We start from the raw sequence: 22,584 nt of genomic DNA, 5'->3' as shown, positions 1-22,584 counted from the left end.
TAATCGTGCACACCACGCACAAACTTCCAGGTCATTCAAAGAGGTCGCGGAAATGTCTGCAAAGTACATCTTCGTAACGGGCGGCGTTGTGTCTTCGTTGGGTAAAGGCCTCGCGGCGGCCTCGATCGGCTGCCTGCTTGAGGCGCGCGGACTTCGCGTCAACCTGATGAAGTTCGATCCCTACCTGAACGTCGATCCCGGCACCATGTCGCCCTTTCAGCACGGCGAGGTCTTCGTGACCGACGACGGCGCCGAGACCGACCTCGACCTCGGCCACTATGAGCGGTTCACCCACGCCAAGCTCAGCCGCGACAACAACCTGACCACCGGCCGCATCTACGAACAGATCATCACCAAGGAGCGCCGCGGCGACTACCTTGGCAAGACCGTCCAGGTCATCCCCCACGTTACCAATGAGATCAAGAACGCCATGCGCAAGGTGGCGCAGGACACCGACGTCGCCATCGTCGAGATCGGCGGAACCGTCGGCGACATCGAATCGCTCCCCTTCCTTGAGGCGATACGACAGATGCGGCAGGACTTAGGCCGCGAGAACACCGTCTTCGTCCACGTCACCCTGATCCCCTGGATCGCCGCGGCGCAGGAGCTGAAGACCAAGCCGACGCAGCACTCCGTCAAGGAGATGCTCTCGATCGGAATTCAGCCCGACATTCTGCTCTGCCGCTCCGACCGCGCCGTGCCGCGTGAGATGCGCCAGAAGATCGCCGCATTCTGCAACGTGGAGGAGGCGGCCGTGATCGCCGCCCGCGACGTTCCGAGCATCTACGAGGTGCCGCTGAACTTCGCGCAGGAGGGCGTCGATTCTCTTGCCCTCAAGTATCTTCACATCGAGGCATCTGCTCCCGACCTCTCCAAGTGGCAGGACATCGTCTACCGCGCGTACAACCCGCGCGACGAGGTCTCGATCGCCATCGTCGGCAAGTACGTCGAGTACGAGGACAGCTACAAGTCGCTCAAGGAGGCGCTGGTCCACGGCGCTCTGGCGCACAACCTGAAGCTGCGCGTGACCTGGATCGAGGCCGAGGGCCTGGAGACGCACGACGCCGAGGGTCGGCCCACGCTCGAGTTCTCGCACCAGCTCACCGGCTTCGACGGCATCCTCGTCCCCGGCGGCTTCGGCAAGCGCGGCATCGAGGGGATGCTCAACGCCATCCGCTTCGCCCGCGAGACGCAGACGCCGTACTTCGGCATCTGCCTGGGCATGCAGACGGCCTGCATCGAGTACGCGCGCAACGTCTGCGGCCTCAAGGACGCGAACTCCGGCGAGTTCGACCCCGCCACGCCGCACCGCATCATCTATAAGCTGCGCGAGTTGACCGGCGTCGAAGAGATGGGCGGCACGATGCGCCTGGGCGCGTGGCCCTGCGTTCTCGAACCCGGCTCGCTGGCCGCACAGGCCTACGGAGCAACGGAGATTTCAGAACGCCACCGCCACCGCTACGAGTTCAACCGCGAGTACGAGGCCGTTCTCACCGGCGCGGGCCTTCGCCTCACCGGCACCACCCCTGACGCCACCTACGTCGAGATCGTCGAGATCCCCAGCCACCCGTTCTTCCTCGCCTGCCAGTTCCACCCCGAGTTCAAGTCCAAGCCGCTCGAGCCACACCCGCTGTTCCGCGACTTTGTGGCCGCCAGCTACAAAAACCGGCAGGCGCACGCACAGGCCCAGCTTCAAGAAGCGGGCGTCGCAAACGCACAGCACTGATCGTCATGGCATGATGGAATCAAGCTATGACGACGCAATATGGCCGTAGAAGCTCGGCGGGTGCCTTTGTACTCTTTCTGCTTGCCCTGGTGCTGGGGGCGGCGGCGATGGGGGTTTTTGTTCGCCACGCGACGACCGGCTTCATGTCGCGTCTCGCCAACAAGATCACCGGACGCGCGACGACGTTCGACACCTCGGTTCCCGCCGTGGTGCAGCGGATTCAACGGCTTAACCGGCTGGAGACAGTGGTCTATTCGCTGGATACCGTGGTGGAGGGGTCGCGGTCGAGCGCCGTGCTGCCCGATCTGTTGGCCGGCGACCGCATCCTGCTGGTGGTTCACGGCCAGTCCGTCGCCGGGATCGACCTGGCTCAGCTAAAGCCTGAGAATGTGCGGATTACGGAGGCCAACGGGATTCGGTCGATCCGGGTCACGTTACCTCCTTCGCAGCTCTTCCATACGACGCTGGATAATCAACACACGCGGGTCTACGCGCGTTCTACCGGGCTGCTGGTTCCGGTTGACCAGAACCTCGAGACCGAGACGCGCGCCAAGGCCGAGCAACAGTTGCAGCAGACCGCCCTCTCCGACGGCATATTGGACGCAGCCAGCCGGAACGCCCGGGCGTCGGTGATGGCGTTGCTGTATGGGCTTGGTTTTCAGAACGTAACGGTGAACTAGGCAGGTTTTTCAGGGGTTGTCATCCGTGTAGGCGGTTCGAGCTTTGCTCGAATGTCCCACATCTGACAATAAGACCGCCAGATATGGGGCACCCGGCATTCACCTCCGTTTGCTACTCCTGCGGATCATTCCGGGGTATGGCATCACCCGTGAGTCTCCCCTGCTGACGCGATGGTTGTATCTGCCAGCGATGGTCAACCTGCGCTATCATCCTTGCATGAAGTCCGCTGGCACTGACGATTCTGCATCTGTTTCAAATGTCCTGCCCTTCCCCCAGCCGGAAGAGGAGTCAACGTTGATCAAGACCGTGGGCTGGGTTTCGGCCGGTCTGGGCGCGGTCGCGCTTGGCCTTTTCCTGGGCCGCGAGCTGCGTCAGCGCTACAAGTTCAACCGGCGCACGCCGTATGACTTCTACTCCCACTCCGGCGATGAGCAGGACGTGGAGATCGGTCTGGGCACGTAAGAGGGTCGCAGATGATGGAGCGGGCTTTCAGCCCTTGAGATCATTCTCTTCCCGAGAACCTGGGGCTTCGCCCCAGGCTGGTATATAACGGGCCTTCGGCCCTTTTTTGTTTAACAGACATTTGCACCCAGTGGTACCGCCGTATAACGTTTTCCTGTAGCAGAGGGTGGCGTGTTCGCCTCCTTGGACATCCTACAAATGCAGGTCCTTCCCATTCGACTTCGCTCAGGGCAGGCTCTCGGCGGCTAGAGCCGCTTCGCTCAGGATGACAAATTCGGTGAGGAGTGGATGAATCTTCAAGGGGAAACCGTCGAAGCGTTGAATGCGACCTCCTTTGGCCGCCTCGTCCGCAGAACGGCGCGGCCTGCGGTGCATTTTGTGCGCCGCGTGCTGCATCCGGGTGTTCCGCCGCAACTTCAGCGAACGCGTCTGAGCTGCAACGATCAGCAGATAAGCATTCTGCATCGCCGCACCTTTGCGGATTATTCCGTAATCAGGCAGTGCTTCGAAGAGCGTCAGTATGAGCTTCCGCGATGCGCGCACTGTGCCATGATCAACAGCCTTTACAAAGACACCCTTGCCTCGGGGCGGCAGCCGCTCATCCTGGATTGCGGGTCGAACATCGGGGCGAGCGTTCTGTGGTTCGCCTCGCGCTATCCGAAGGCGCATATCGTTGCCGTTGAGCCTGCGCCCGACAACTTCGATCTGCTGCGGCAGAACTGCGCTCACCTCGATGTTGACCTGCGACAGGCTGGCGTTGCAGCCGGGGACGGCTTCGCCCGGCTTACCGACCCCGGCGAAGGGAGCCTGGCCTACCGCACCGTTCCCGCGGGGCCGGAGAGCGGCCTTGCCACCTTCAGCCTGGCGACGTTGCTCGGCTCGAAGCCCTCATCGAAGTACGCGCCGTTTCTGCTGAAGCTGGACATCGAGGGCGCGGAGAAGCCGCTCTTCGATGGCGACTGCTCGGCGATCGCTCAGTTCCCCGTCATCATCATGGAGCCGCACGACTGGTTCCTTCCCGGCCAGGCAACCTCGCTCGGCTTCTTCCGCTTCCATGCGGCAGAGGGGCGGGAGCTTCTGATTCAGCATGAGAACGTCGTCTCCATCGATTGCCATGCAAGTTCCCATGGACAACAGGCATAGAGAAAACCATCTATACGGAATCTGGCAGCCTGATTTAAAGTAAAGGCACGCCATCGTCCTACGGCACGCGCAAAGTTACCGGGCCATGCGTGCAGAGCGGCGGCCCCGCGCAGGTGATTCCCGTTGAGCAGCCAGCCTGAACGCACGTCCTCGGCACTTCTCTCTCAATTTGGCAGACGTCTCGCCGCGCGCATCGGCTGCATGGCGCTGGCACTGGTGTTTGCGATTCACAGCTCGCAGGCGCAACAGTTTTTCTTCAGCCACTATGGGCAGGATGAGGGCCTGCTGAACCTCGACGTCTTCAGCATGGTGGACGATGTGGACGGCGCTCTGTGGATGGCGACGGAAAATGGGCTCTTTCGCTACGACGGCGCAGGCTTTGCGCACGTCGGCGCAGCCGAAGGACTGGGCGAGCAGCTTGTGCTTGGCATGTACAAGGACGCCTTCGGCCGCATATGGGTGACGAGCAATGATCATCTCTACACCATCACCGGAACAAGGCTCACCGCGATTCCGCTGGCCGAGGCTGATAGCCACTTTGGCGCCGGGCAGTTGCTTGCCGCGATCGATTCAAACCGGGTGGCATTCATCGTTCGCGGATCGCTCCGGCTCATCGAGCAAGGCAAAAGCGGGTGGAAGACGAAGCCCTTCTTCGATGCGGCGACAGTGGCTGCGCATCCTGAACTGTCGCACCTGCACAGCGTCTTTGTCTCAAGCGCGCACGAGGTATGGCTGGGCTGCGGCGATTCGCTTTGCAGAGTGCGAGGCGACAGTGGTTCCCAGCAGATCGACAACTTTTCTCGCGACGCAGGAGTGCCTGCGGGAACGTGGCAGCGCAGCTTCGAGGACAGGCAGGGCAACCTGTGGCTGCGCAGCTCGCAGCACATCCTCGTGCTGCAACATGGGGAGAGCCGGTTCAGCGATCGCGAGATTCCTGATGGACTGGGCATCTACAGCGGCTCGGGCCTGCTGACCTTCGCGCAGGACGCGCAGGGCAACGTACTGACGCAGACCGACCGCGGCCTTGCGCGTTGGGAGCATGGCGCGTGGCGGCTGTTCGACAACAGCAACGGCGTCGTCATCAAGGACACCAGCACCATCCTGTTCGATCGCGGAGGAAACCCGTGGTTTGCGACCAGGGGGCACGGCATCTATCGCTGGCTGGGCTATGGCGAGGTGGAGAACTGGACGACGGCGCAGGGCATGAGCGACGAAGTTGCGTGGCCGATGTTTCGCGACAGCCGCGGAAGGATGTGGCTATCGGACCAGTTCCAGGTCTCACTGCTGGATGAAAAGACCCACCGCATCAGCGTGCCCAAGGCGTTCATCAAGACGCCTCTGCAACATGCGACGGGCTTTGCGGAGTCGCGCGATGGGTCGCTGTGGTTCTTCCGCATCAACGGCGAAGTGGTGCGCACCGACCCTGAGGTGCGTAGGATCACGTTTCGCGCGAAGCTGCCGGACCTGGCGCGCAACTTCACCGATTCGTCGGGGCGGCTGTGGATCATGAGCCGCGAAGGTCTGTTCGTCATCCGCGACCCCGCAGCGCATGGCCAACCTGTGATTGAGAAGATCGCGGATGCGCAGATCGCCGCCGATGCCTTCGCCGATGCGGCGGAGACACCCGATCATGACTTGTGGTTTCTGGCCGACAGCCACCTTTACCGGCTGGCGCACAACAGCGATCGCTTCGAGCGCACTGAGCTGGATGCAGCCGCAACACGCGGCCAGATGCGCGGCATCGCCGCCGCAGCCGATGGCTCCTTGTGGATCGGCGGAGGTATTCCATCGCTGCTGCATCTCAGGGTCGGCGGCGGACGGGCGCGCGTGATCGATTCGGTGACGACGCCAACGCTCGCGTCGCAGGTCGTCCAGATCGTTCGTATGGACAGGCGCGGCCGTTTGTGGATTGGCACCGACCTCGGCATCAACGTCTTCGACGGCAAGAGCTGGCGTCTGCTGACGCGGCGCGACGGCATCGTCTCGAGTGATACGGATGAGGGAGCCTTCTTCGCCGATGAAGATGGCTCGGCGTGGATCGCCGTCAATGGCGGGACGATCCATGTGCTGCACCCGGAGTCGCTGTTCTCCAATGCGCCGCTCGACGTTCGCGTGACCTCGGCCAGCCTGGGCGGCCATGCACTCTCGCTGCTGAAGACGACGATGCTTCATTGGCAGGACGACTCGTTGGATGTGGGCTTCACTTCGTCCGATCTGGCGCGCGAGCCCGCGCTCACGTTTCGCTACAGGCTTACCGGGCTCGAGAGTGCGTGGAGCGAGACCCCGGCGCACACGCTGCACTACGCCGCGGTGCCGCCCGGCGACTACCGCTTCGAGTTGCAGGCAATCGACCGCGACCGCCAGAGGCAGTCTCCGCCTGTCTCCTTCAGCTTCACGATTCGGCCTCCGTGGTGGCGTACAAGCCCGTTTTACTTCGTGCTGGCACTGCTCACGTTTCTTGCATCGATCCTGGTATGGCACTGGCGCGAGCGCCGTTTGATAAGCCGCCAGCGGATGCTGCGTCACCTGGTCGCGCAACGCACGCGCGAGCTGGAGGCGGAGAAGGCCGAGCTGGTTGCAGCACGTGAAGCCCTGCGCACGCAGGCAACGCGCGATGCGCTGACCGGCGTGTGGAACCGCCCCGCCATCCTCGATATCCTCATCCGCGAGATGGACCGCGCGCATCGCGGCGGCCTTTCTCTTGCGGTCGTACTGGCCGACATCGACCACTTCAAGCAGATCAACGACACGATGGGACACCTTGCCGGCGATGCGATTCTGCGCGATGCGACGCAGCGCATGTTCGACAACATCAGGCCGTATGACTTCCTGGGGCGCTACGGTGGCGAGGAGTTCCTGATCGTGATGCCGGGGCTGCCGTGGCAGGACCCGCACGCGCGGCTGAGCCAGTTGCAGCGGGCCATCGCCGGTGAGCCCTTCGACTTTGAGGGCCGCAGCGTGCGCGTCACATCGAGCTTCGGCGTTGCCTGGCTCGACCCCACCATCGCCACCGTCGAGGACCTTGTTCGCCGCGCCGACGAGGCGCTGTACCAGGCCAAGGCGCTGGGCCGCGACCGCATCGTGTTCTACAGCGAAGACCAGCTCGACACGCAGCTTATGCCCTGACGGCGTCCTGTCTCTGGCCTCTTAAACACGCTGGCCGTCTGCTCATTTACGATAGTCAGGCGATGAATAAACCTGTATTTCTCTTTCCCGGCCAGGGTTCGCAGACCGTTGGCATGGGGCGCAGCTTTTACGACACGCACGCCGTGGCCCGCAGCGTATTCGAGGAGGCCGACGACGCTCTTGGCTTCTCCATCTCGAAGCTGATCTTCGAGGGCCCGGAAGAGCAACTCCGGCAAACCGAGCATACGCAGCCCGCGATCCTCACCGTCTCGGTCGCGGTGGCGAGGGTGCTGATCGAACACGGCGTGGCTCCCGTAATGGCGGCAGGCCACTCGCTGGGCGAGTACTCCGCGCATGTGATCGCCGGCACGCTGACCTTTGCCGATGCCGTGCGCACGGTCCGCAACCGCGGCCGCTATATGCAGGAGGCCGTTCCCGAGGGTGAGGGCGCGATGGCCGCCATCCTTGGCCTCGACGCCGCCATCATCAGCGAGATCTGCTCGCAGGTGAGCGACCAGATGACTCCGCTGCCGACCGATCCGGCGGCGAAGACGTTCTCGCCAGCGAGTGCCGTTGTTGCTCCGGCAAACTTCAACTCGCCTGCGCAGGTTGCCATCTCAGGCGCTAAGGCCGCTGTGGAACATGCCGCCGCGCTCTGCAAAGAGGCCGGTGCCAAGAAGACGGTCATGCTGCACGTCAGCGCACCGTTCCATTGCCCGCTGATGCAGCCCGCACAAGACAGGCTCGCCGATGACTTCCTTCAGATCACTTTCATTGATCCGGCGTTCCCCGTGGCCTCGAACGTCGACGCTCTGCTGGTCACGCGCCACTCCGATATTCGCGACTGCCTGATACGCCAGGTGACGGGCACTGTGCGCTGGGTTGAGTGCGTGCATCTGCTCATCGACCAGGGCGCGACGCACCTCTTCGAGGTCGGTCCGGGCAAGGTGCTTACCGGCCTGAACCGCCAGATCCTCGGCAAGGATTCGCCCGTACACTCGGCGCACATCGACGACCTTGCGTCGATGGAGAAGGCGCTGCATACGCTTGAAGAAGCCCAGCCGGCCAGTTCGTGATTGCAAACGCAAGACGAAATACAGAGATTCTTCGGCTTCGCCTCAGAATGACGGCATGTTGTTGTTGATTTGATGGCATGTCGAATAACGGATCGAGTGAAAGGCACAACCACATGAACACTGGCGATCTCGTACAAGACTTCACGCTCAAGAACCAGGACGGCAACAACGTCTCGCTCTCGGACTTCAAGGGCTCACCCGTTGTGCTCTTCTTCTATCCGCGCGCCGACACGCCGGGTTGCACAATTGAGTCGTGCGGCTTTCGCGACGCTTTCACGAAGTTCAAGAAGGCGGGCATCGTTGTGCTCGGCATCTCGCGCGACACGGTGAAGGACCAGAAGAAGTTCAAGGACAAGTACGACCTGCCCTACGACCTTCTCGCCGACGACAAGATGGAACTGATCAATCGCTACGACCTGATCAAGCCGAAGAACATGTATGGCAAGATCGTGAAGGGCGTGAAGCGCACGACCTATCTGATCGGCCCAGATCAGCGGCTGGTCCATATCTTCGAGAACGTAAAGCCCGAGGGCCATGCCGAAGAGGTACTGACGCTGCTGAAAAAGAAGTAGCGATCAGGGCGTGGCCGTGGCAACCGGCGCCGGTGTCGCGAAGAGGTTGCGCTCCGACGTAATCCACCAAACGCCGAACTCGCTCTTCAATTTGAGCTGCGAGGGGACGAACCGCTCCTTGACCGGCTTTCCGTCTTCCTGCTGCATGTAGTGTTTTACCAGGCTGACAGTGGCCGTGTTGCCGGCGGTCCGGGTGATCTTCACCTTCTCCATCTTCACGGTCCAGATGCCTTTTCGACTGTCGATCTGCTGTTGCTTGTCGGCCTGGACCTGCGCTTTGCTGACATTGTGGCTCAGGAAGTATCGCTCCACGGGAACGGCATAAAACGAAGCCTGGGCCGCGGCATCGCGGGACTGCATGGCCAGCTCCCACTGCCGCAACAGGTCCGCCGGCTCAGCCGCGGCAACGGGCTTTGCAGGTTCAGCGGAGACTGGCGCCGGGGCAGCGACCGGTTGCGAAGCATCCGTCTGTCTGCCTTCGCGCCACGTCGAAAGATAGTGCGCCGTCGAGGGCAGCGCAGCGACGATGCAGGCGGCCAGCAGTGCCCACAGGATCCAGCGGTTGGAGCTCTCTCCGTCAGCTTCATCGAGAACGTAGCCAGCGTCGCTGAGCTCTTCGTCTTCAACGTCTGCCGTAGAACTCGCTGCCGGTCCGGACGAGTCGAAGACGGCGGTTCCAGCCTGCATGGAGTCTGACGGTGAAATGTCAGACTGCTGCGCAGCCGTACTCCGCGAGTCTGCGGATTCGGTCGCTGCGTCATCTGCCTCCAGTGGCCGTTGCGCGTCACGAGGCCTCTCCGCCACGCGCATCGACGCCGACGAGTTGCCAGCCAGCAGCGCTTCCATACGGGCGATTCGCGCGACATCGTGCCTGCTCTCAAGATCGAGCTGCTCACGCGTCTCCTCGAAGAGACGTTCCAGCTTGAGACGCATGATCTCCTCCTGGCTGGTGGCCCCTAAAAACGCCGAGGCCTGGAAGGTGACCTCGGCGCCGATGGCAGTCGCGCCATTTTCGGCCCAGACGTCGATCACGGTTGTATCGTGTTGATTGGTCGCCCGCGAGGAAGGGCCAAGGCCAAGCAGAGTAATCCGGCTGCCGTCGCGCACGACGATGCTCACCATAGCGCGCAGACGCTGTTCGAGCACCGCCAGAACTCTCTCCGAATCCTGGACCTGCACCGTTGCTACCGTGTGAAACCTCAAAGCCGGTCCTCTCTACGCAATTCGTGGCCGGTGTGCGCGCATGGATAGCGCAGCGGTGCCCTGTAGAAACGATAAACCGTTTCGTTCTGGACCGGCGCGGGCCAAATCGGCGCAACGGTAATGTCCCTCGCTGCTACCTAAGGTAATCCGCACGCGTTTCCTGTTGCAGCCTGAAGGCTTGGCGTACCTGGAAGCGGTCGCGCTCTGCGCGAATGTTCCCACATCTGACGATAAGACCGCCAGATATGGGCACCCGCTTGGAGCGTTGCCGGTATTTTCGTTTGGGGAGATGGGTGCCAGGGCAAAAATGCAGGTGCTTCCCATTCGACTTCGCTCAGGATGACAAGGTTTTTACGAGCATTTCTGTTCTTGACAAATCAATAACCATTTGGCTATGGTTTATTCTCATGAAGACGGGTCGTGCCAATCACGTGTTTCGCGCGCTTGCCGATCCTACGCGCCGGGCGATCTTTGAGGAGCTTTCGCGGCAGGGGGAGCAGACGGTTCATGCGCTCACTCGTTATGCCGGCGTGTCGCAACCTGCCGTGTCGAAGCATCTGACGGTGCTGAAGCGGGCGAAGCTGGTGCGGCATCGGCGTGAGGGGCGCGAGACGCACTACCGCGCACAGCCGGATGCGCTGGCCCCGATGGTGGACTGGTTGCGTGACTACGGTGTGTTCTGGGGTGACAGGTTCGACAAGCTGGAGAGACTTCTGGAGAGGATGGACTAGAGATGAGCGAGACCGCAGAGAGCACACGTACGCTGGTGATCGAGAGAGAGTTCGCGCATCCGCCGGAGAAGTTGTGGCGCGCGCTGACGGAGGGCCCGCTGATGGCTGAGTGGCTGCTGAAGAACGACTTCGAGCCGGTGGTGGGGCGAAGGTTCCGGTTCCGGTCGGAGCCGATGCCGCAGTGGGACGGCGTGATCGACTGCGAGGTGCTGGTGGTCGATCCGCTGAAAAAGCTCTCGTATAGCTGGAGCGCGCTGGGGCTGGATTCGGTTGTGCTGTTCACGCTGACTCCCGCGGAGAAAGGGACCCATCTTCGCATGGAACACTCGGGCTTCCGCGCCGATCAGCAGCAGGCTTATGGTGGAGCGAAGTATGGCTGGACGAACTTCTTCGGGAAGCTGGAGAGACTGCTGGCTGGAGGTGCTGCGTGACAGCGAAGTCGAGAAGCATCACGTACTGGACTGCGACGGGGCTCATCGCATTCTTTGTCGGAAGCGGCGGCGTTGCGCAGGTGATGCAATATATAGGCAACCCGCATGGGGTTGTGCCGGAGCTCGGCTATCCGATGTACTTCTTCTGCATATTGGGAGTGTGGAAGGCGCTTGGCGCGATCGCGATACTCGTGCCGGGTTATCCGCGGCTCAAGGAGTGGGCGTATGCGGGCATCTTCTTCGACCTGACGGGCGCGGCCGCATCGTGCGCCGCAGTGGGAAAGTATGGGGCGTACGGATTTCATCTGATCGCTCCGCTGGCGCTTGCGGGAGTGATGCTGGCATCGTGGTGGCTGCGGCCGGAGAGCCGGGTGATTGGCGTGCTTGGTCGAACGGCTTCCTGAAGTTCTAAGAACGCTTCGCGCTTTGTGCGAATGTTCCCGCATCTGGATGAGGCCGCCAGAGATGGGGCACCCAGCAGGATAAAACCTGTTAGATTTTTGCTACCGCAAAAATTGCCCACCTTAGCGACGATAAAACCGTCGCGAAGATGGGGCACCCGGCGGAACAGCCCCATGTAACTAGGCGCGACATTCTAATTATTGGGAAAGGCTGCTGATCTGTGAAACGGTCTGAAGGGTTGGCATTGTTACGACATGGTAGTAAGGGTGCTGTTTGCGCAGCTATCACCCTGTTGTCTATCTCGGCTGCAGCGCAACTTAACAGCGTTCATCGGCTCCATATCAACGAATCAAGTATTGCATTGCGGTCTGTTCCCGCAATTAGCGACAGGTGTTTGATAGTAGCGTCCAATGGCCACTTTCAAATTGAGACGAGAGTACAACCTAAACCAGGGCATCCATTACAGCGGACAAATTACGAGGGCTCTTTAAACACTTCGCAGATAAAATCTTTGCTTGCGATCGTGGAAGATTCGAGATTCGACAATATCCCAGAGTTTTCAGATCCCTCAATACCTGCGTCGAGCGATTCTGGTCATCTGGTCCGGATTGTGGTTAATCGACTCAATGGCACCACGCGACAAATTGGTTTTGCGACATGGTCTCGATTTGTGGATAAGAAAGGGAAGATAGAGGCAATACAACGCGAAGGAGCAAGTCCAGAACTTTCGGCGGAGCAGGATGAGAACGAAAAAAAATTGGCTCCTCTGATCTCGTGGTTTGACGGCCTGATGAGATCTCCGAACCTTCGCAAAGTCGCGACAACCACAAGTATTTGCACACTCCCAAATAGCCAATAGAGTTGAGGCATTTCAAAGATATGGAAAAGTCCGTTCCGGTGAAGCCTGCATCTGCGTCGATTGACGCGAAGATCAACGAACTTGGGGACTGGCGTGGTGAGACGCTCAAAAAAGTGCGCGAGATTATTCTGAAGGCCGACCCCGAGATTGTTGAGGAGTGGAAGTGGGCGAAGGCGACGTCGCCGGGGGTGCCGGTGTGGTCGCGCGGCGGGATTGTGTGCACGGGAGAGACGTACAAGAGCGTGGTGAAGCTGACGTTTGCGAAGGGCGCTTCGTTGGATGACCCTGCGGAAATTTTCAATTCGAGCCTTGAGGGGAATGTGCGGCGCGCGATCGATATTCGCGAAGGCGAGAAGATTAATGAGGCTGCGTTGAAGGCGCTGGTTCGCGCGGCGGTGGCGCTGAATCTTGAAGTGGCGTCTCTTAAGCACAAGAGCAGCGCGAAGCCTCAGCGAGCGAACAGTAAGCAGGGCTGACTGATTGGTTCGGCTATGCGATGACTCTCTTCAGCTCGTCGTTACTGCCACCGAGGTGTGGATAGGCCGGGGCTTCCACTGCGCGGCTTCGTTGACGAAGCGCTCAAAGATGGCGCGGGAGGCGGCGGAGATGTCGTAGCTGCGCTCGGGGTGCCACTGTACGGCGAGGACGAAGTGGGCGTTGGGATTGTGCGGGTCCTGTCCGCCTTCGACCGCTTCGATCACTGCATCCTGCGGGCAGCGGGCTACGACGCGCAGGCCGTCGCCGGGGATACCGATGGCCTGGTGGTGCGAGGAGTTGATGGGCAGCGAGAGGAAGCCGTTCTCCTCTGGTGCTTCCGGCTTGCCGTCGGAGGCTTTGCCGTCTCCGACGATTGCGCCGAGCACCGAGTCGGGTGCAACGGCAGCGTTGTGCGCGACGGCGACGGTCTTTCCGGCGGGGTGGTTGACGGGCATCGGCGCGAGATGCTGGACGAGGGTCCCGCCCCGCCACACGTTGAGCGACTGCGTGCCGAAGCAGATGCAGAGGAGCGGCTTGTAGAGGTTGTGCGCGTCCTGGATCAGGAGTTCGTCGACGTTCTCGCGGGCGGGGTCGGCGGGTGAGGTCTCGGGGGCGGGCTCGTGGCCGAACTTGTGCGGATTGACGTCGGCGGGAGAGCCGGGGAGAAGGACTCCGTGGCAGGTGTTGATGAGGTCGGCGACCTCGCGCTGCGAGAGCGAGAGCGGTATCTCGACGGGGATGCCGCCGGCGCGGGTGATGGCCTCGGCATACATCGGCCAGGACTTTCCGTTGTACTCAAGATTCGTGCTGGTGGGTACGGGGATGGCGATGCGCGGCTTCATGGCTCTCTGTAGATGATACGGCCAATGTTGGAGGGAGAGAAAAAGCAGCTTCCATTCGACCTCGCCCAGGGCAGGCTGGCGCTTGAGGGAGGCGGGTTAGCGCTTCGCATGAATGAACCCGTATCTGGCGATACGACCGCCAGATATGGGGCACCTCTGCTTCGTCTGGAATGAGAGAGGAAGGGTGCAGCGGTGTTCAGGGGTGCGTGGTGGGGAGGTTGTGTTCGGCCCAGGCGGCCATGCCCCCGTCCATGATGCTTACGTTCTGGAAGCCGCGGGCGGCGAGCAGGCTGGCGGCCGCGGCGGCGCGGTATCCGCTGCCGCAGATAGTGATGACTGGCTGGGCGGGGTTGAGTGTTGAGAGCTTTGTCGCGAGGTCGCCGAGCGCGATGTTTGTGGCGCCGGCGATGTGGCCAGTGGCCCACTCGGCGGGGTTGCGCACGTCGATGAGGAGTGGGTGCGGGGCCGCGTGCTGTGCCGCAGCGGCTGCCTCTGGAGCGGAGAGCAGCGGCGTGGCTTGCGTCTCATACTCTGCCTCGGCCCAGCGGCTGAAGGGTAGCTGGCCGGCGATGCGGTCGAGTCCGACGCGCAGCAGGGAGGTGCGGGGATTGGCGTCGTGGGACAGGGTACGATCATCGCTGCCGGTGATGATGACGATGGGCTTCTCCGGGTCGAGCAGCCATCCGGCCCAAAGCGGAAGGCTGGGTCCCGCGGCGAGGTTGATGGCGCCGGGGATGTGCGCGGTAGCGAAGCTTTCGACGTCGCGGGTGTCGAGCAGGGTGATGTTGCCCGGGTTGGCGGAGATCTGTTGCTGCAACTGTGCGGCGGAGAGGCTGGGCATGGACGGGAGAGGCGCGGGTGCGCCGACGGCGTTGAGGCGCTTCATGCGGGGGTAGTAGGCGGGCATGGGCGGCACGGAGGCGAGAATCTGCCGGACAAAATCGTCTTCGTCGAGGCGGAAGAGGTGCTGCGTCTGGCGTTCGAAGCCGAGCGTGGACTGGCCGCCTTCGCTCATGCCCGCTCCACAGAGCGACCCGGCGCCGTGGCCGGGGTAGACGGTCGCGGAGTCCGGCACAGAGGCGATGCGCTGGTGCAGGCTGCGGTAGAGCTGGTGGGCGAGCGTGTGCTTGGCCTCTTCGCCGAGCAGGTCGGGGCGGCCGAGCGAGCCGAGGAAGAGGAAGTCACCGGTGAAGATGGCACTGGGTTCGGTGGCGCTGCCGTCCAGGTCGAAGAGCAGGAAGGAGAGATGCTCGGGGGTGTGGCCGGGGGTGTGTAGCGCCTGGAGACGGAGCCTGCCGAATTCGATCGAGTCGCCGTCCTTGAGCGCGCAGTGCGGCATGGCGTACTGGTAGAGCTCGTCGTGATCGTAGCCGCTAAGGGCGAGCTCGGCATTGACCGCTTCAGCGAGGGCCTTTGAACCGGCGGCGAAGTCGGCATGGATGTGGGTTTCGGTGACGTATGCGATGGTGAGACCGTGCTCGCGGGCGTAGGCGAGGTAGGGAGCGATATCGCGCATGGCGTCGATGACGACGGCCTGGCCCTCGGAGGAGACGATGTAGGAGTACTGTGCCAGCCCGGGAACTTCAAACTGTTTGATCATTGCCTGCTCCTTTGCGCCGTCCGCTGGGAGGATACTCCCTGCAGGCGGTCGAGGGATTGCTGGGTGCGCTGGCTGGTGTTGCGGCAGACGAGATCGCAGAGCTTGAAGATGACGGGGTCGCCGATGGCGTAGAGGACCGACGTTCCGTCGCGGCGGCGGCTGACGAGTCCGGCGTCGTAGAGCACCTGGAGATGGCGGGAGACGTTGGGCTGGTTGCCGTCGAGCGCCGCAACCAGGGCGCCGACGGAGAGCTCGCCCTGCTCGAGCTGCTGGAGGATGCGCAGGCGGTAGGGTTCGCCGAGGATGCGGAAGCGGCGCGCGACGAGGTCGAGCATCGCCTCGTTCATCGCCTGTCCGTTCGTTGCCTTCTTCATATTGTTATATTACCATATAATCATATATCGATATAGAGAGGAAGAACGAGATGAGTTTGCGGTGGATCGATGTTCGCGAGTATCCGGAGTTTGCAGGCGGCCATATCGCCGGATCTGAACTGGCGCCGCTGGGCACGCTGGCGGAGGCGAGCGCCGCCTGGGAGCGCGCGCAGCCGGTGATGCTGGTCTGCCGCAGCGGAAGGAGGGCGGAGGAGGCGCGTCGGCTGCTTGCGGACAGGGGCTTTGTCAGCGTCGAGGTGCTGGCCGGAGGCGTCGAGGCGTGGCGCGAGCAGGGCAAGCCGCTGGTGACGATTGCGCGGAGGCCGTGGTCGCTCGAGCGCCAGGTCCGCGTGGCCGCCGGATCGCTGGTGTTGATCACGCTGCTGCTGGCGATAGTGGTCTCGCGGTACTTTCTGCTTGCGACGGCCGCAGTGGGCGCGGGGCTGGTTTTTGCGGGTGTCAGCGACATCTGCATGATGGCTTCGCTGTTGGGGCGCATGCCGTGGAACCGGGCGGTCTGAACGGGTTCGGTTCCCGGTTGGGTACCTGTGTGAGGATTAAACTTCTCTTGCATAACCTCACCTCAGAAAATTGTCATCCTGAGCAAAGCGTTCGTGTTTTTTGCGAACGCGCGGTCGAAGGACCTGTATTTGTTCTTTTGCTTTGTGCCGGGACGGGAAAATGCAGGTCCTTCGACTGCGTCATTGCTTCGCAATGACTTCACTCAGGATGACGAATTTATCGGGGGCCTGCGCTCGCTCAGGAGGACGGTCATTGAGAGATGGCGGGAGATTCGTCCCACCCTTTCTGTATCAGGGCAGGTATTTGCGCCACTGGTCGCCTTCGGCGATCTGTTTGAGCAGCGCCAGGCGCGCACGCAGCAGCCTGACCATGTGCGGCAGCACGAGGCGGCGCCCTGCCATTCTTCCTGCCAGGCCGAGGGGCATGGAGTAGCGCACGTAGCCGAGCACGAGGGTGTGACCGCCGACCTCGCTGAAGTTGTACTCCTGCTCGAAGCGCTTGAAGCGTCCGCGCTCCATGGTGTCGAGGAAGAGATGTGGTGGATCGTAGGTGGCGATCCGGCTCTCGTGCACGTGCGGCAGGCCGAACTTCCAGCCGTACCAGACGACGCGGTCGCCGGAGTCGAGCAGGCCTTCGGACCTGGCTCCCGTGCGGGAGACAGGCGTCATCCCTATGCTGCCGGCCATCAGCCCCAGGTGGGTTGAAAGCTGGAAACAGCGCTCGATAGGGGCGTTTACGTGCTCACAGTCCCTGATGACAAACATGCTGCAACGCTCACTTCTGGGGAGCGATTCGACAATCGTTGGGAGATAGTCTCACAGGCGTGGCATAGGCAGCAATGATCTTTTGGTGGGAGTTGGGGTGGGAGACGGCGGTTCGTGCTTCGCGCGAATGCCCCACATCTGGCGATGAAGTTGCCAGATATGGGGCGCCCGGCTCTTGTGGCCAGAGTTTGTTCGTACTAGAAGATGTACTTCGCCGCGAGTTGCAGCTCGCGGTTGTTGATCTTGGTGGATGAGATCTGTCCGAAGGAGCTGGTCCCGAAGGACGCCCCAGGATTGGAGAACTGCGGAGTGTTCAGGGCGTTGAAGGCCTCGAAGCGTATCTGCAGGTTGTGCGATTCGGCGTAGGGCATGGCGAAGTTCTTCATCACCGAGACGCTGACGGTCTTGACGCCCGTACCCGTAAGGTAGTTCCTCGGCGTTGTGCCGAAGGCCGGGCCGCTGGAGACGAAGGCGTTCTTGTTGAACCAGCCGTTGATCGCCGACTTGTTCGCTACGTAGGGGCTGACGCCCTGCACGAGGCTTGGCCGCTGCCAGGGGTTGTCGACGTTCTGGGCATCGGTGCTCTGCGTCACGTTGACCGGGCTTCCACTGGCAAGGCTGATGAGGCCGTTCAGCGTCCACCCATTGATGCCGTAGCCTGCGAGGCGGCTCTGGGTGAAGTCGGGCAGGCGGTAGACGTAGGCCAACACGAAGTTGTGGCGCTGGTCGTTGGTACCGGGAGCCCACTCGTGCGGATTGCGAACGTCCTGGCAGGTGCAGCCTCCGGTGTTGGTGGAGTTGCCCTGGTTGTCGAACATGTGCGACCACACGTAGGAGACGGTGATGTTGGAGCGCGGGTTGACGCGCCACTCGAGGTGTTCCTGTAGCGCGTTGTAGTTGGAGGCTCCGGTGAAGTCGAGCGCGCGGATGCGGGCGAAGTTGGGATAGGGGCGCCGTTGCTGCACGGCACCGGTGCCTCCCGGCTGCGGCGAGTTGAAGTATTGGATGCTGGTGTCCATGTTCGAGCCCTTCGTTCCGACGTAGGAGCTGGCGAGCACGGCGCGGCCGAACTGCTGTTCGACCGTCAGGTTCCACGTCTGCACCTGGAGGTCGGGCCTGCGGCGGTCTGCTGGCATCGTCACCACGTTGAAGAAGGGTGGGTTGGGATAGAGTGACGCGGGCACGGGAGTCTGAATGCTGGCGACTGGCGGCGTGGTGCAGGTGGCGGTCGTCGAGCAGAGAGGGTTGGTGATGGTGAGCGAGCCTGCCGTTGGAGGGTTGAGCTGCATGATATTCAGGTTGTCGAACTGCCCGCCGTAGTAGGTGATGCCGTAGCCGCCGCGGAGGATCGTCGTCGGGCGGAAGCTCCAGGCAAAGCCCACGCGCGGGGCGATGTCCTTGTAGGTGATACTCCAGACGTTGTTGAGCCGCTGTCCGGGCGCGGGCGTGAGTTGAATGGGGTTCTGGCTGAAGTCGAGCGTGCGCGAGACGTTGTTGGTGTCGACTGGTACGCCGTAGATCTCATAGCGCACACCGAGGTTGAAGGTGAGTCTGTCGTTGAGGCGGAAGTTGTCCTGGAAGTACTCGGCGGTACGCCACTGGCGGATGGCGGAGATGGGAACGCCCTCGGGAGTGACCGATGTTCGCGGAGCGCCGAGCATATAGTCGGCCGGAGCGTAGCCGGTCATGTCGCCGGTGAAGCTCTGCTGGCCGAAGGGCGTGTTGTTGGTGGTCGCGTTGCCTGCGACCTTGCGGATGTCGGCGCCGAAGAGCAACGTGTGCTTGCCTTTAGTGAGGGTGATGTTGTCGGCAAACATGAAGGTGCGGCTGTAGTCGAGGTTCGATGCGGCGCGCGAGTCGCCCATGCCGAGGAAGCCCGAGATGGAGAGCAGCGGGAAGCCCTCTTCATTGGGTGTGAGCGGCCGGCCGTTCGGGCCTCCGACGAGGAAGCCGTTGATGCCGAGCGATTCGATGGTGAAGCTGGTTCCGGTGCGCAGACTCAACTGCTTGACATGTTCAAGATTGACGCCCGCGCGCGCCTCGTTGACCAGCGACGGCGAGAAGACATGGATGTACTGAATGGCTGCGTTGTGCATCGGGTAGGTGCCGGTGTAGCGGAAGTTCGGGTTGACGTCGGTGTCGGGGAACTCGCGCTTGCCGTAGATGTAGTGGATGAAGATGGAGTTCTTGTCGTTGAACTTGTGGTCGATGCGCCCGATGTACTGGTTGTTGGACTGATTGCCGATGCTGGCGCCGGAGTAGTTCTGGCCGCCGGCGAAGGTGCCGTTGGGCAGGGGCATGTAGGTGTTGATCAGGTTCTGCGAGACGGCGTTCACGGGAATCTGCTTGTTGGCGTAGGTGCCGCCGGTGTATGGATTGCGCAGCGTTCCGGTGTAGGCGGAGAAGTCGCCGCTGCGTTGCGCGGGTGTGAGCACGTTGGCCAGCGATGGCGTCTCCGCGATCGAGCGCAGGCCCTCGTAGCTGGCGAAGAAGAACGTCTTGTTGCGGTAGATGGGCCCGCCGAGCGTTGCGCCGAACTGGTTCTGCTTGAGGACGTTCTTCTTGAGCGGGGCGACGCGGAAGTAGTTGCGCGCGTCGACCGCGTCGTTGCGGATGAACTCGAAGGCCGAGCCGTGGAACTGGTTGGTGCCGCTCTTCAACTGCACGTTGATGTTGGTTCCGGCGGAGAAGCCGTACTCGGCGGAGAAGTTGCCGGTCTGCACGCGGAACTCCTCGATGGCGTCGACGGAGGGATAGCTGTTGACGTAGGCCGAGCGCGTATTCGTCATCACCATGCCATCCACCTGCACTGCGCCCCAGTCGCCGCGGCCGCTGTTGGACGCGATGGTGGAGCCAGCGGTGGAGGAGGAGTGATTGTCGGGGTTGGAGACGCGAACGCCTGGCGTGAGCACGGCGAGGTCGTTGAACTTGCGCCCATTAAGAGGGAGGTTGACGGTGCGGTTGGTATCGACGGTGGTGCCGAGCGTGGCGTTCTCGCTTTGCAGCAGGGCCTGCGTGGCGCTTACGTCGACGGTCTGCTGCGTGCCGCTGATCGACATTGGCAGGTCAAGGTGAACCTGCTGCGAAAGCGCAAGCTGGATTCCGCTGCGCGTAGTGGGAGCAAAGCCGGCGGCGTTGACGGTGACCGTGTAGATGCCGGGCACGAGATACTGCACGCGATACTGGCCGTCGCCAGTGGTCTTTACGGTCTTCTCCTGCCCTGTAGCGTCCGCGCGGACGACGACAGTGGCATCTGCTATGACCGAACCCTGTGGGTCCACGACCGATCCAAGGATGGAGGTATCGACCGTCTGGCCGAAGAGGATCGAGCTTGAGAGAAAGAAACTTGAGAGGAAGAAGAGGAACAAGGAACAGCCAGGCAACTTGCGCATAATACCCTCCGGGAAAGCGGGTAGGAGTGGCCTCTGAGTACGCCGGATGGTGCACTCAACTCGCACTGCGTTTCAGTTGTAGGTCATGCTAGGGGGAGTTAATTTCTGATGAAAATTAGAGCGCAGATTCAGAAATACCGTTACGGCAATTGGCCTAAAGGCTGCAAATTTTGCAGGGATGAATGACGGCGGTTCGCCCGGAATGGATGACAAATGTATTGTAAGGAGGCGAAACTCCACGAAGATACACAGGGCGTGCCGCCCCAGGGGTTGTATGCGAGCACACATGATGATCTCGATACCGCTGAGATACGCTGTGTCGCAGGTGGTCGAGACCGGATCAACTACTTCTACCGAGGAGACTTCATGAAGAACGGGCGTTCCACACTGATTGCGGCGATCGGGCTGGGCTGCTTCGCCGCGCAGCCTGTGCTGCTTGCGCAGGCACCTGCAACGCCGAGCCTCAAGGTCGACTGGTCGAAGACGGTCGTCGTATCGAAGGCCACGCCGACGCTGCAAGTTGTGGTGAATCCCGAGACGATCCGCGGCTCAAAGCTGCACGACGGCACATATGCCGCACTGAAGCTGCTGGGCGCGGACTATGTCCGCTACGTTCCGTGGCTGCCGTATCCAAAGCAGTCCGTCGCCGAGCTTGAGCCGCCGGCGAAAGACAAGACGTCGTGGGAGTTCAAGTACATCGACCCCACGCTCGAGGACTTCATGAAGGCGACCGAAGGCCACTCGGTGGTGATGAACTTCAGCACCATGCCCGCATGGTTGTGGAAGACGGACAAGCCGGTGACATATCCCGTCGATCCCAACCAGGTCTATTGGGGTTACACGCAGGGCACCGAGATCAAGGACCCAACGATGAAGGAGGCTGCCGACTACTACGCGCGGCTCCTGAGCTGGTATGAGAAGGGCGGCTTCACCGATGAGAACGGCAGGTATCACCAGTCCGGCCATCACTATAAGTTCGCCTACTGGGAGGTGCTCAACGAGATCGACTTCGAGCACCACTGGACGCCGGAGAACTACACGAAGTTCTATGACGCTGTGACTGCGGCGATGCGCAAGGTCGATCCGGACATCAAGTTCATGGCGATCGCTTCCGCTTCTCCGCGCACGCATGGGGCGATGTACGAGTACTTCCTGAATCCTCGGAACCATGCGCCGGGCACGCCGCTGGACTTCATCACATATCACTTCTATGCGTCGCCTCCGGAGTCCGAGCCGTTCCCGGCGATGCAGTACACCTTCTTCGACCAGGCCGACGGCTTTCTCGCGACGGCGCGCTACATCGAGCAGATCAAGCACCGCCTCTCTCCCAACACGAAGACCGATCTCAACGAGCTTGGCGTCATTCTTCCTGAGGACGGCAAGAGCAACAGCATCCCCGGCTACAAGGCAACGCCCGAGCCGAAGGAGTACTGGAACCTGGCCGGCGCGATGTATGCCTACATTTATGTCGATGCCGCAAAAATGGGCATCGATGTCGTCGGCGAATCGCAACTGGTGGGCTATCCCACGCAGTATCCGAGCGTGAGCATGTTGAACTACAACACGGGCCAGCCTAACGCTCGCTTCTGGGTGCTCAAGCTGCTGAAAGACAACTTTGGCCCCGGCGACAAGCTGGTGGAGACGAGCGAGCGCAACCACGAGGTCGCGGTGCAGGGGTTTGTCACGGCGCAGGGGAAAAAGCTGCTGGCGATCAACAAGCGCGGCACCGCGCAGGAGATTACTTTGCCTTCGGACATGAACGCGGGCGCGGTCAGCTACGTAGCGCCGTCTACCGGCGATAACCCTATCGCGACCGGCCAGATGCAGGGAAACTTGCTGCGGCTGGAGCCATACGAGGTTGCCGTGGTGTCGATGCGGTAATTCCAATAGGGCTTGGCGGTATGAAGAATGCAGGCAGGCCCGTATCTGCCGGTAAAGTCTCAACTTAGTTGAGACGCTCCATTTTTGGGGCAAAGCAAGAGAATGTGCAGGCCGCGAAATAAATCTTGACAGTCGAAATTCAGTGCCGGTACTATCCTCGACGAAAAAATGAGACGTCTCATTGAGTCCTCAATTTCTTCCTCAAATTTTTGATTCAAAGATTCACACCGTTACGACAACCCCGGCGTTCCAGGAGCGCCGGCCACACTTCGGAGGCTTTATGAATTGCTCACCCACCCGAAACCGCTACATGCAGAACG

Annotated in this window: 18 protein-coding genes and 1 pseudogene; 13 read left to right on the top strand and 6 right to left on the bottom strand. The window is 61.5% G+C overall.

From position 1 onward, the window contains the following. The first annotated feature begins 52 nt into the window (after nt 1–52). From JSS95_08740 to bcp, 7 genes and pseudogenes are all read left to right on the top strand, one after another. Nucleotides 53–1,726: a CTP synthase gene (locus JSS95_08740; protein ID MBS1799897.1), complete on the top strand. Its 1,674-nt coding sequence runs from the start codon at nt 53–55 to the stop codon at nt 1,724–1,726. A 26-nt stretch (nt 1,727–1,752) separates the two neighbouring features. After that, complete coding sequence (locus tag JSS95_08735; GenBank protein MBS1799896.1) at nt 1,753–2,406, top strand: DUF4230 domain-containing protein; 654 nt, start codon at nt 1,753–1,755, stop codon at nt 2,404–2,406. Between the two features lie 277 nt (nt 2,407–2,683). Beyond that, nucleotides 2,684–2,869, top strand: a pseudogene (locus tag JSS95_08730) (hypothetical protein). A gap of 288 nt (nt 2,870–3,157) precedes the next feature. Beyond that, nucleotides 3,158–4,012: an FkbM family methyltransferase gene (locus JSS95_08725; protein MBS1799895.1), complete on the top strand. Its 855-nt coding sequence runs from the start codon at nt 3,158–3,160 to the stop codon at nt 4,010–4,012. A 123-nt stretch (nt 4,013–4,135) separates the two neighbouring features. Beyond that, a complete protein-coding gene (locus JSS95_08720; GenBank protein ID MBS1799894.1) occupies nt 4,136–7,138 on the top strand; it encodes a diguanylate cyclase in 3,003 nt (1,000 codons plus the stop codon). Between the two features lie 62 nt (nt 7,139–7,200). Further along, nucleotides 7,201–8,214 (top strand): ACP S-malonyltransferase, encoded by a 1,014-nt coding sequence (fabD, locus tag JSS95_08715; GenBank protein ID MBS1799893.1) that lies wholly within the window; start codon nt 7,201–7,203, stop codon nt 8,212–8,214. 113 nt (nt 8,215–8,327) lie between these two features. Next, on the top strand, nt 8,328–8,786 hold the full coding sequence (gene bcp, locus JSS95_08710) for a thioredoxin-dependent thiol peroxidase (protein ID MBS1799892.1): 459 nt from the start codon (nt 8,328–8,330) through the stop codon (nt 8,784–8,786). A gap of 3 nt (nt 8,787–8,789) precedes the next feature. On the opposite strand, the gene JSS95_08705 is transcribed toward bcp, so the two are convergent. After that, nucleotides 8,790–9,989: a hypothetical protein gene (locus tag JSS95_08705; GenBank protein ID MBS1799891.1), complete on the bottom strand. Its 1,200-nt coding sequence runs from the start codon at nt 9,987–9,989 to the stop codon at nt 8,790–8,792. Nucleotides 9,990–10,396: 407 nt separating this feature from the next. Between JSS95_08705 and JSS95_08700 the strand changes: the two genes are divergently transcribed. From JSS95_08700 to JSS95_08685, 4 genes are all read left to right on the top strand, one after another. After that, nucleotides 10,397–10,720 (top strand): winged helix-turn-helix transcriptional regulator, encoded by a 324-nt coding sequence (locus tag JSS95_08700; GenBank protein ID MBS1799890.1) that lies wholly within the window; start codon nt 10,397–10,399, stop codon nt 10,718–10,720. 2 nt (nt 10,721–10,722) lie between these two features. Next, nucleotides 10,723–11,151 (top strand): SRPBCC domain-containing protein, encoded by a 429-nt coding sequence (locus JSS95_08695; protein MBS1799889.1) that lies wholly within the window; start codon nt 10,723–10,725, stop codon nt 11,149–11,151. Then, nucleotides 11,148–11,555: a DoxX family protein gene (locus JSS95_08690; protein ID MBS1799888.1), complete on the top strand. Its 408-nt coding sequence runs from the start codon at nt 11,148–11,150 to the stop codon at nt 11,553–11,555. Before JSS95_08695 ends, JSS95_08690 begins: the two co-directional genes overlap by 4 nt. An 877-nt stretch (nt 11,556–12,432) precedes the next feature. Next, entirely contained in the window at nt 12,433–12,888 is a 456-nt protein-coding gene (locus JSS95_08685) for a DUF1801 domain-containing protein (protein ID MBS1799887.1), read from the top strand. A 30-nt stretch (nt 12,889–12,918) separates the two neighbouring features. On the opposite strand, the gene JSS95_08680 is transcribed toward JSS95_08685, so the two are convergent. The 3 genes from JSS95_08680 to JSS95_08670 all read right to left on the bottom strand — a co-directional run bounded on the left by JSS95_08680 (nt 12,919) and on the right by JSS95_08670 (nt 15,705). After that, a complete protein-coding gene (locus JSS95_08680) occupies nt 12,919–13,731 on the bottom strand; it encodes a gamma-glutamyl-gamma-aminobutyrate hydrolase family protein (protein MBS1799886.1) in 813 nt (270 codons plus the stop codon). Nucleotides 13,732–13,927: 196 nt separating this feature from the next. Then, nucleotides 13,928–15,331, bottom strand: coding sequence for an MBL fold metallo-hydrolase (locus JSS95_08675; GenBank protein MBS1799885.1), 1,404 nt, complete (start codon nt 15,329–15,331; stop codon nt 13,928–13,930). Then, nucleotides 15,328–15,705 (bottom strand): helix-turn-helix transcriptional regulator, encoded by a 378-nt coding sequence (locus JSS95_08670; GenBank protein MBS1799884.1) that lies wholly within the window; start codon nt 15,703–15,705, stop codon nt 15,328–15,330. Before JSS95_08670 ends, JSS95_08675 begins: the two co-directional genes overlap by 4 nt. 50 nt (nt 15,706–15,755) lie before the next feature. Here JSS95_08670 and JSS95_08665 point away from each other — a divergent pair, with 50 nt between their 5' ends. After that, complete coding sequence (locus JSS95_08665; GenBank protein MBS1799883.1) at nt 15,756–16,226, top strand: rhodanese-like domain-containing protein; 471 nt, start codon at nt 15,756–15,758, stop codon at nt 16,224–16,226. A 291-nt stretch (nt 16,227–16,517) separates the two neighbouring features. On the opposite strand, the gene JSS95_08660 is transcribed toward JSS95_08665, so the two are convergent. Both JSS95_08660 and JSS95_08655 read right to left on the bottom strand, forming a co-directional pair. Then, nucleotides 16,518–16,991 (bottom strand): hypothetical protein, encoded by a 474-nt coding sequence (locus JSS95_08660; protein ID MBS1799882.1) that lies wholly within the window; start codon nt 16,989–16,991, stop codon nt 16,518–16,520. Nucleotides 16,992–17,188: 197 nt separating this feature from the next. Then, on the bottom strand, nt 17,189–20,383 hold the full coding sequence (locus JSS95_08655) for a TonB-dependent receptor (protein ID MBS1799881.1): 3,195 nt from the start codon (nt 20,381–20,383) through the stop codon (nt 17,189–17,191). 540 nt (nt 20,384–20,923) lie between these two features. Here JSS95_08655 and JSS95_08650 point away from each other — a divergent pair. After that, nucleotides 20,924–22,264 (top strand): glycosyl hydrolase family 39, encoded by a 1,341-nt coding sequence (locus tag JSS95_08650; protein MBS1799880.1) that lies wholly within the window; start codon nt 20,924–20,926, stop codon nt 22,262–22,264. Nucleotides 22,265–22,584: the final 320 nt, after the last annotated feature.

Source organism: Acidobacteriota bacterium, assembly GCA_018268895.1.
Lineage (GTDB): Bacteria > Acidobacteriota > Terriglobia > Terriglobales > Acidobacteriaceae > Edaphobacter.
Note: the sequence above shows the minus strand (reverse complement) of the source record. Positions and strands in the feature narration are given on the sequence as shown.

Bases quoted from the DNA above. Each gene is read 5' to 3' on its own strand.
- JSS95_08740 (MBS1799897.1), top strand. From the start codon at position 53: ATGTCTGCAAAGTACATCTTCGTAACGGGCGGCGTTGTGTCTTCGTTG.
- JSS95_08735 (MBS1799896.1), top strand. From the start codon at position 1,753: ATGACGACGCAATATGGCCGTAGAAGCTCGGCGGGTGCCTTTGTACTC.
- JSS95_08725 (MBS1799895.1), top strand. From the start codon at position 3,158: ATGAATCTTCAAGGGGAAACCGTCGAAGCGTTGAATGCGACCTCCTTT.
- fabD (MBS1799893.1), top strand. From the start codon at position 7,201: ATGAATAAACCTGTATTTCTCTTTCCCGGCCAGGGTTCGCAGACCGTT.
- bcp (MBS1799892.1), top strand. From the start codon at position 8,328: ATGAACACTGGCGATCTCGTACAAGACTTCACGCTCAAGAACCAGGAC.
- JSS95_08700 (MBS1799890.1), top strand. From the start codon at position 10,397: ATGAAGACGGGTCGTGCCAATCACGTGTTTCGCGCGCTTGCCGATCCT.
- JSS95_08695 (MBS1799889.1), top strand. From the start codon at position 10,723: ATGAGCGAGACCGCAGAGAGCACACGTACGCTGGTGATCGAGAGAGAG.
- JSS95_08685 (MBS1799887.1), top strand. From the start codon at position 12,433: ATGGAAAAGTCCGTTCCGGTGAAGCCTGCATCTGCGTCGATTGACGCG.
- JSS95_08680 (MBS1799886.1), bottom strand. From the start codon at position 13,731: ATGAAGCCGCGCATCGCCATCCCCGTACCCACCAGCACGAATCTTGAG.
- JSS95_08675 (MBS1799885.1), bottom strand. From the start codon at position 15,331: ATGATCAAACAGTTTGAAGTTCCCGGGCTGGCACAGTACTCCTACATC.
- JSS95_08670 (MBS1799884.1), bottom strand. From the start codon at position 15,705: ATGAAGAAGGCAACGAACGGACAGGCGATGAACGAGGCGATGCTCGAC.
- JSS95_08665 (MBS1799883.1), top strand. From the start codon at position 15,756: ATGAGTTTGCGGTGGATCGATGTTCGCGAGTATCCGGAGTTTGCAGGC.
- JSS95_08660 (MBS1799882.1), bottom strand. From the start codon at position 16,991: ATGTTTGTCATCAGGGACTGTGAGCACGTAAACGCCCCTATCGAGCGC.
- JSS95_08655 (MBS1799881.1), bottom strand. From the start codon at position 20,383: ATGCGCAAGTTGCCTGGCTGTTCCTTGTTCCTCTTCTTCCTCTCAAGT.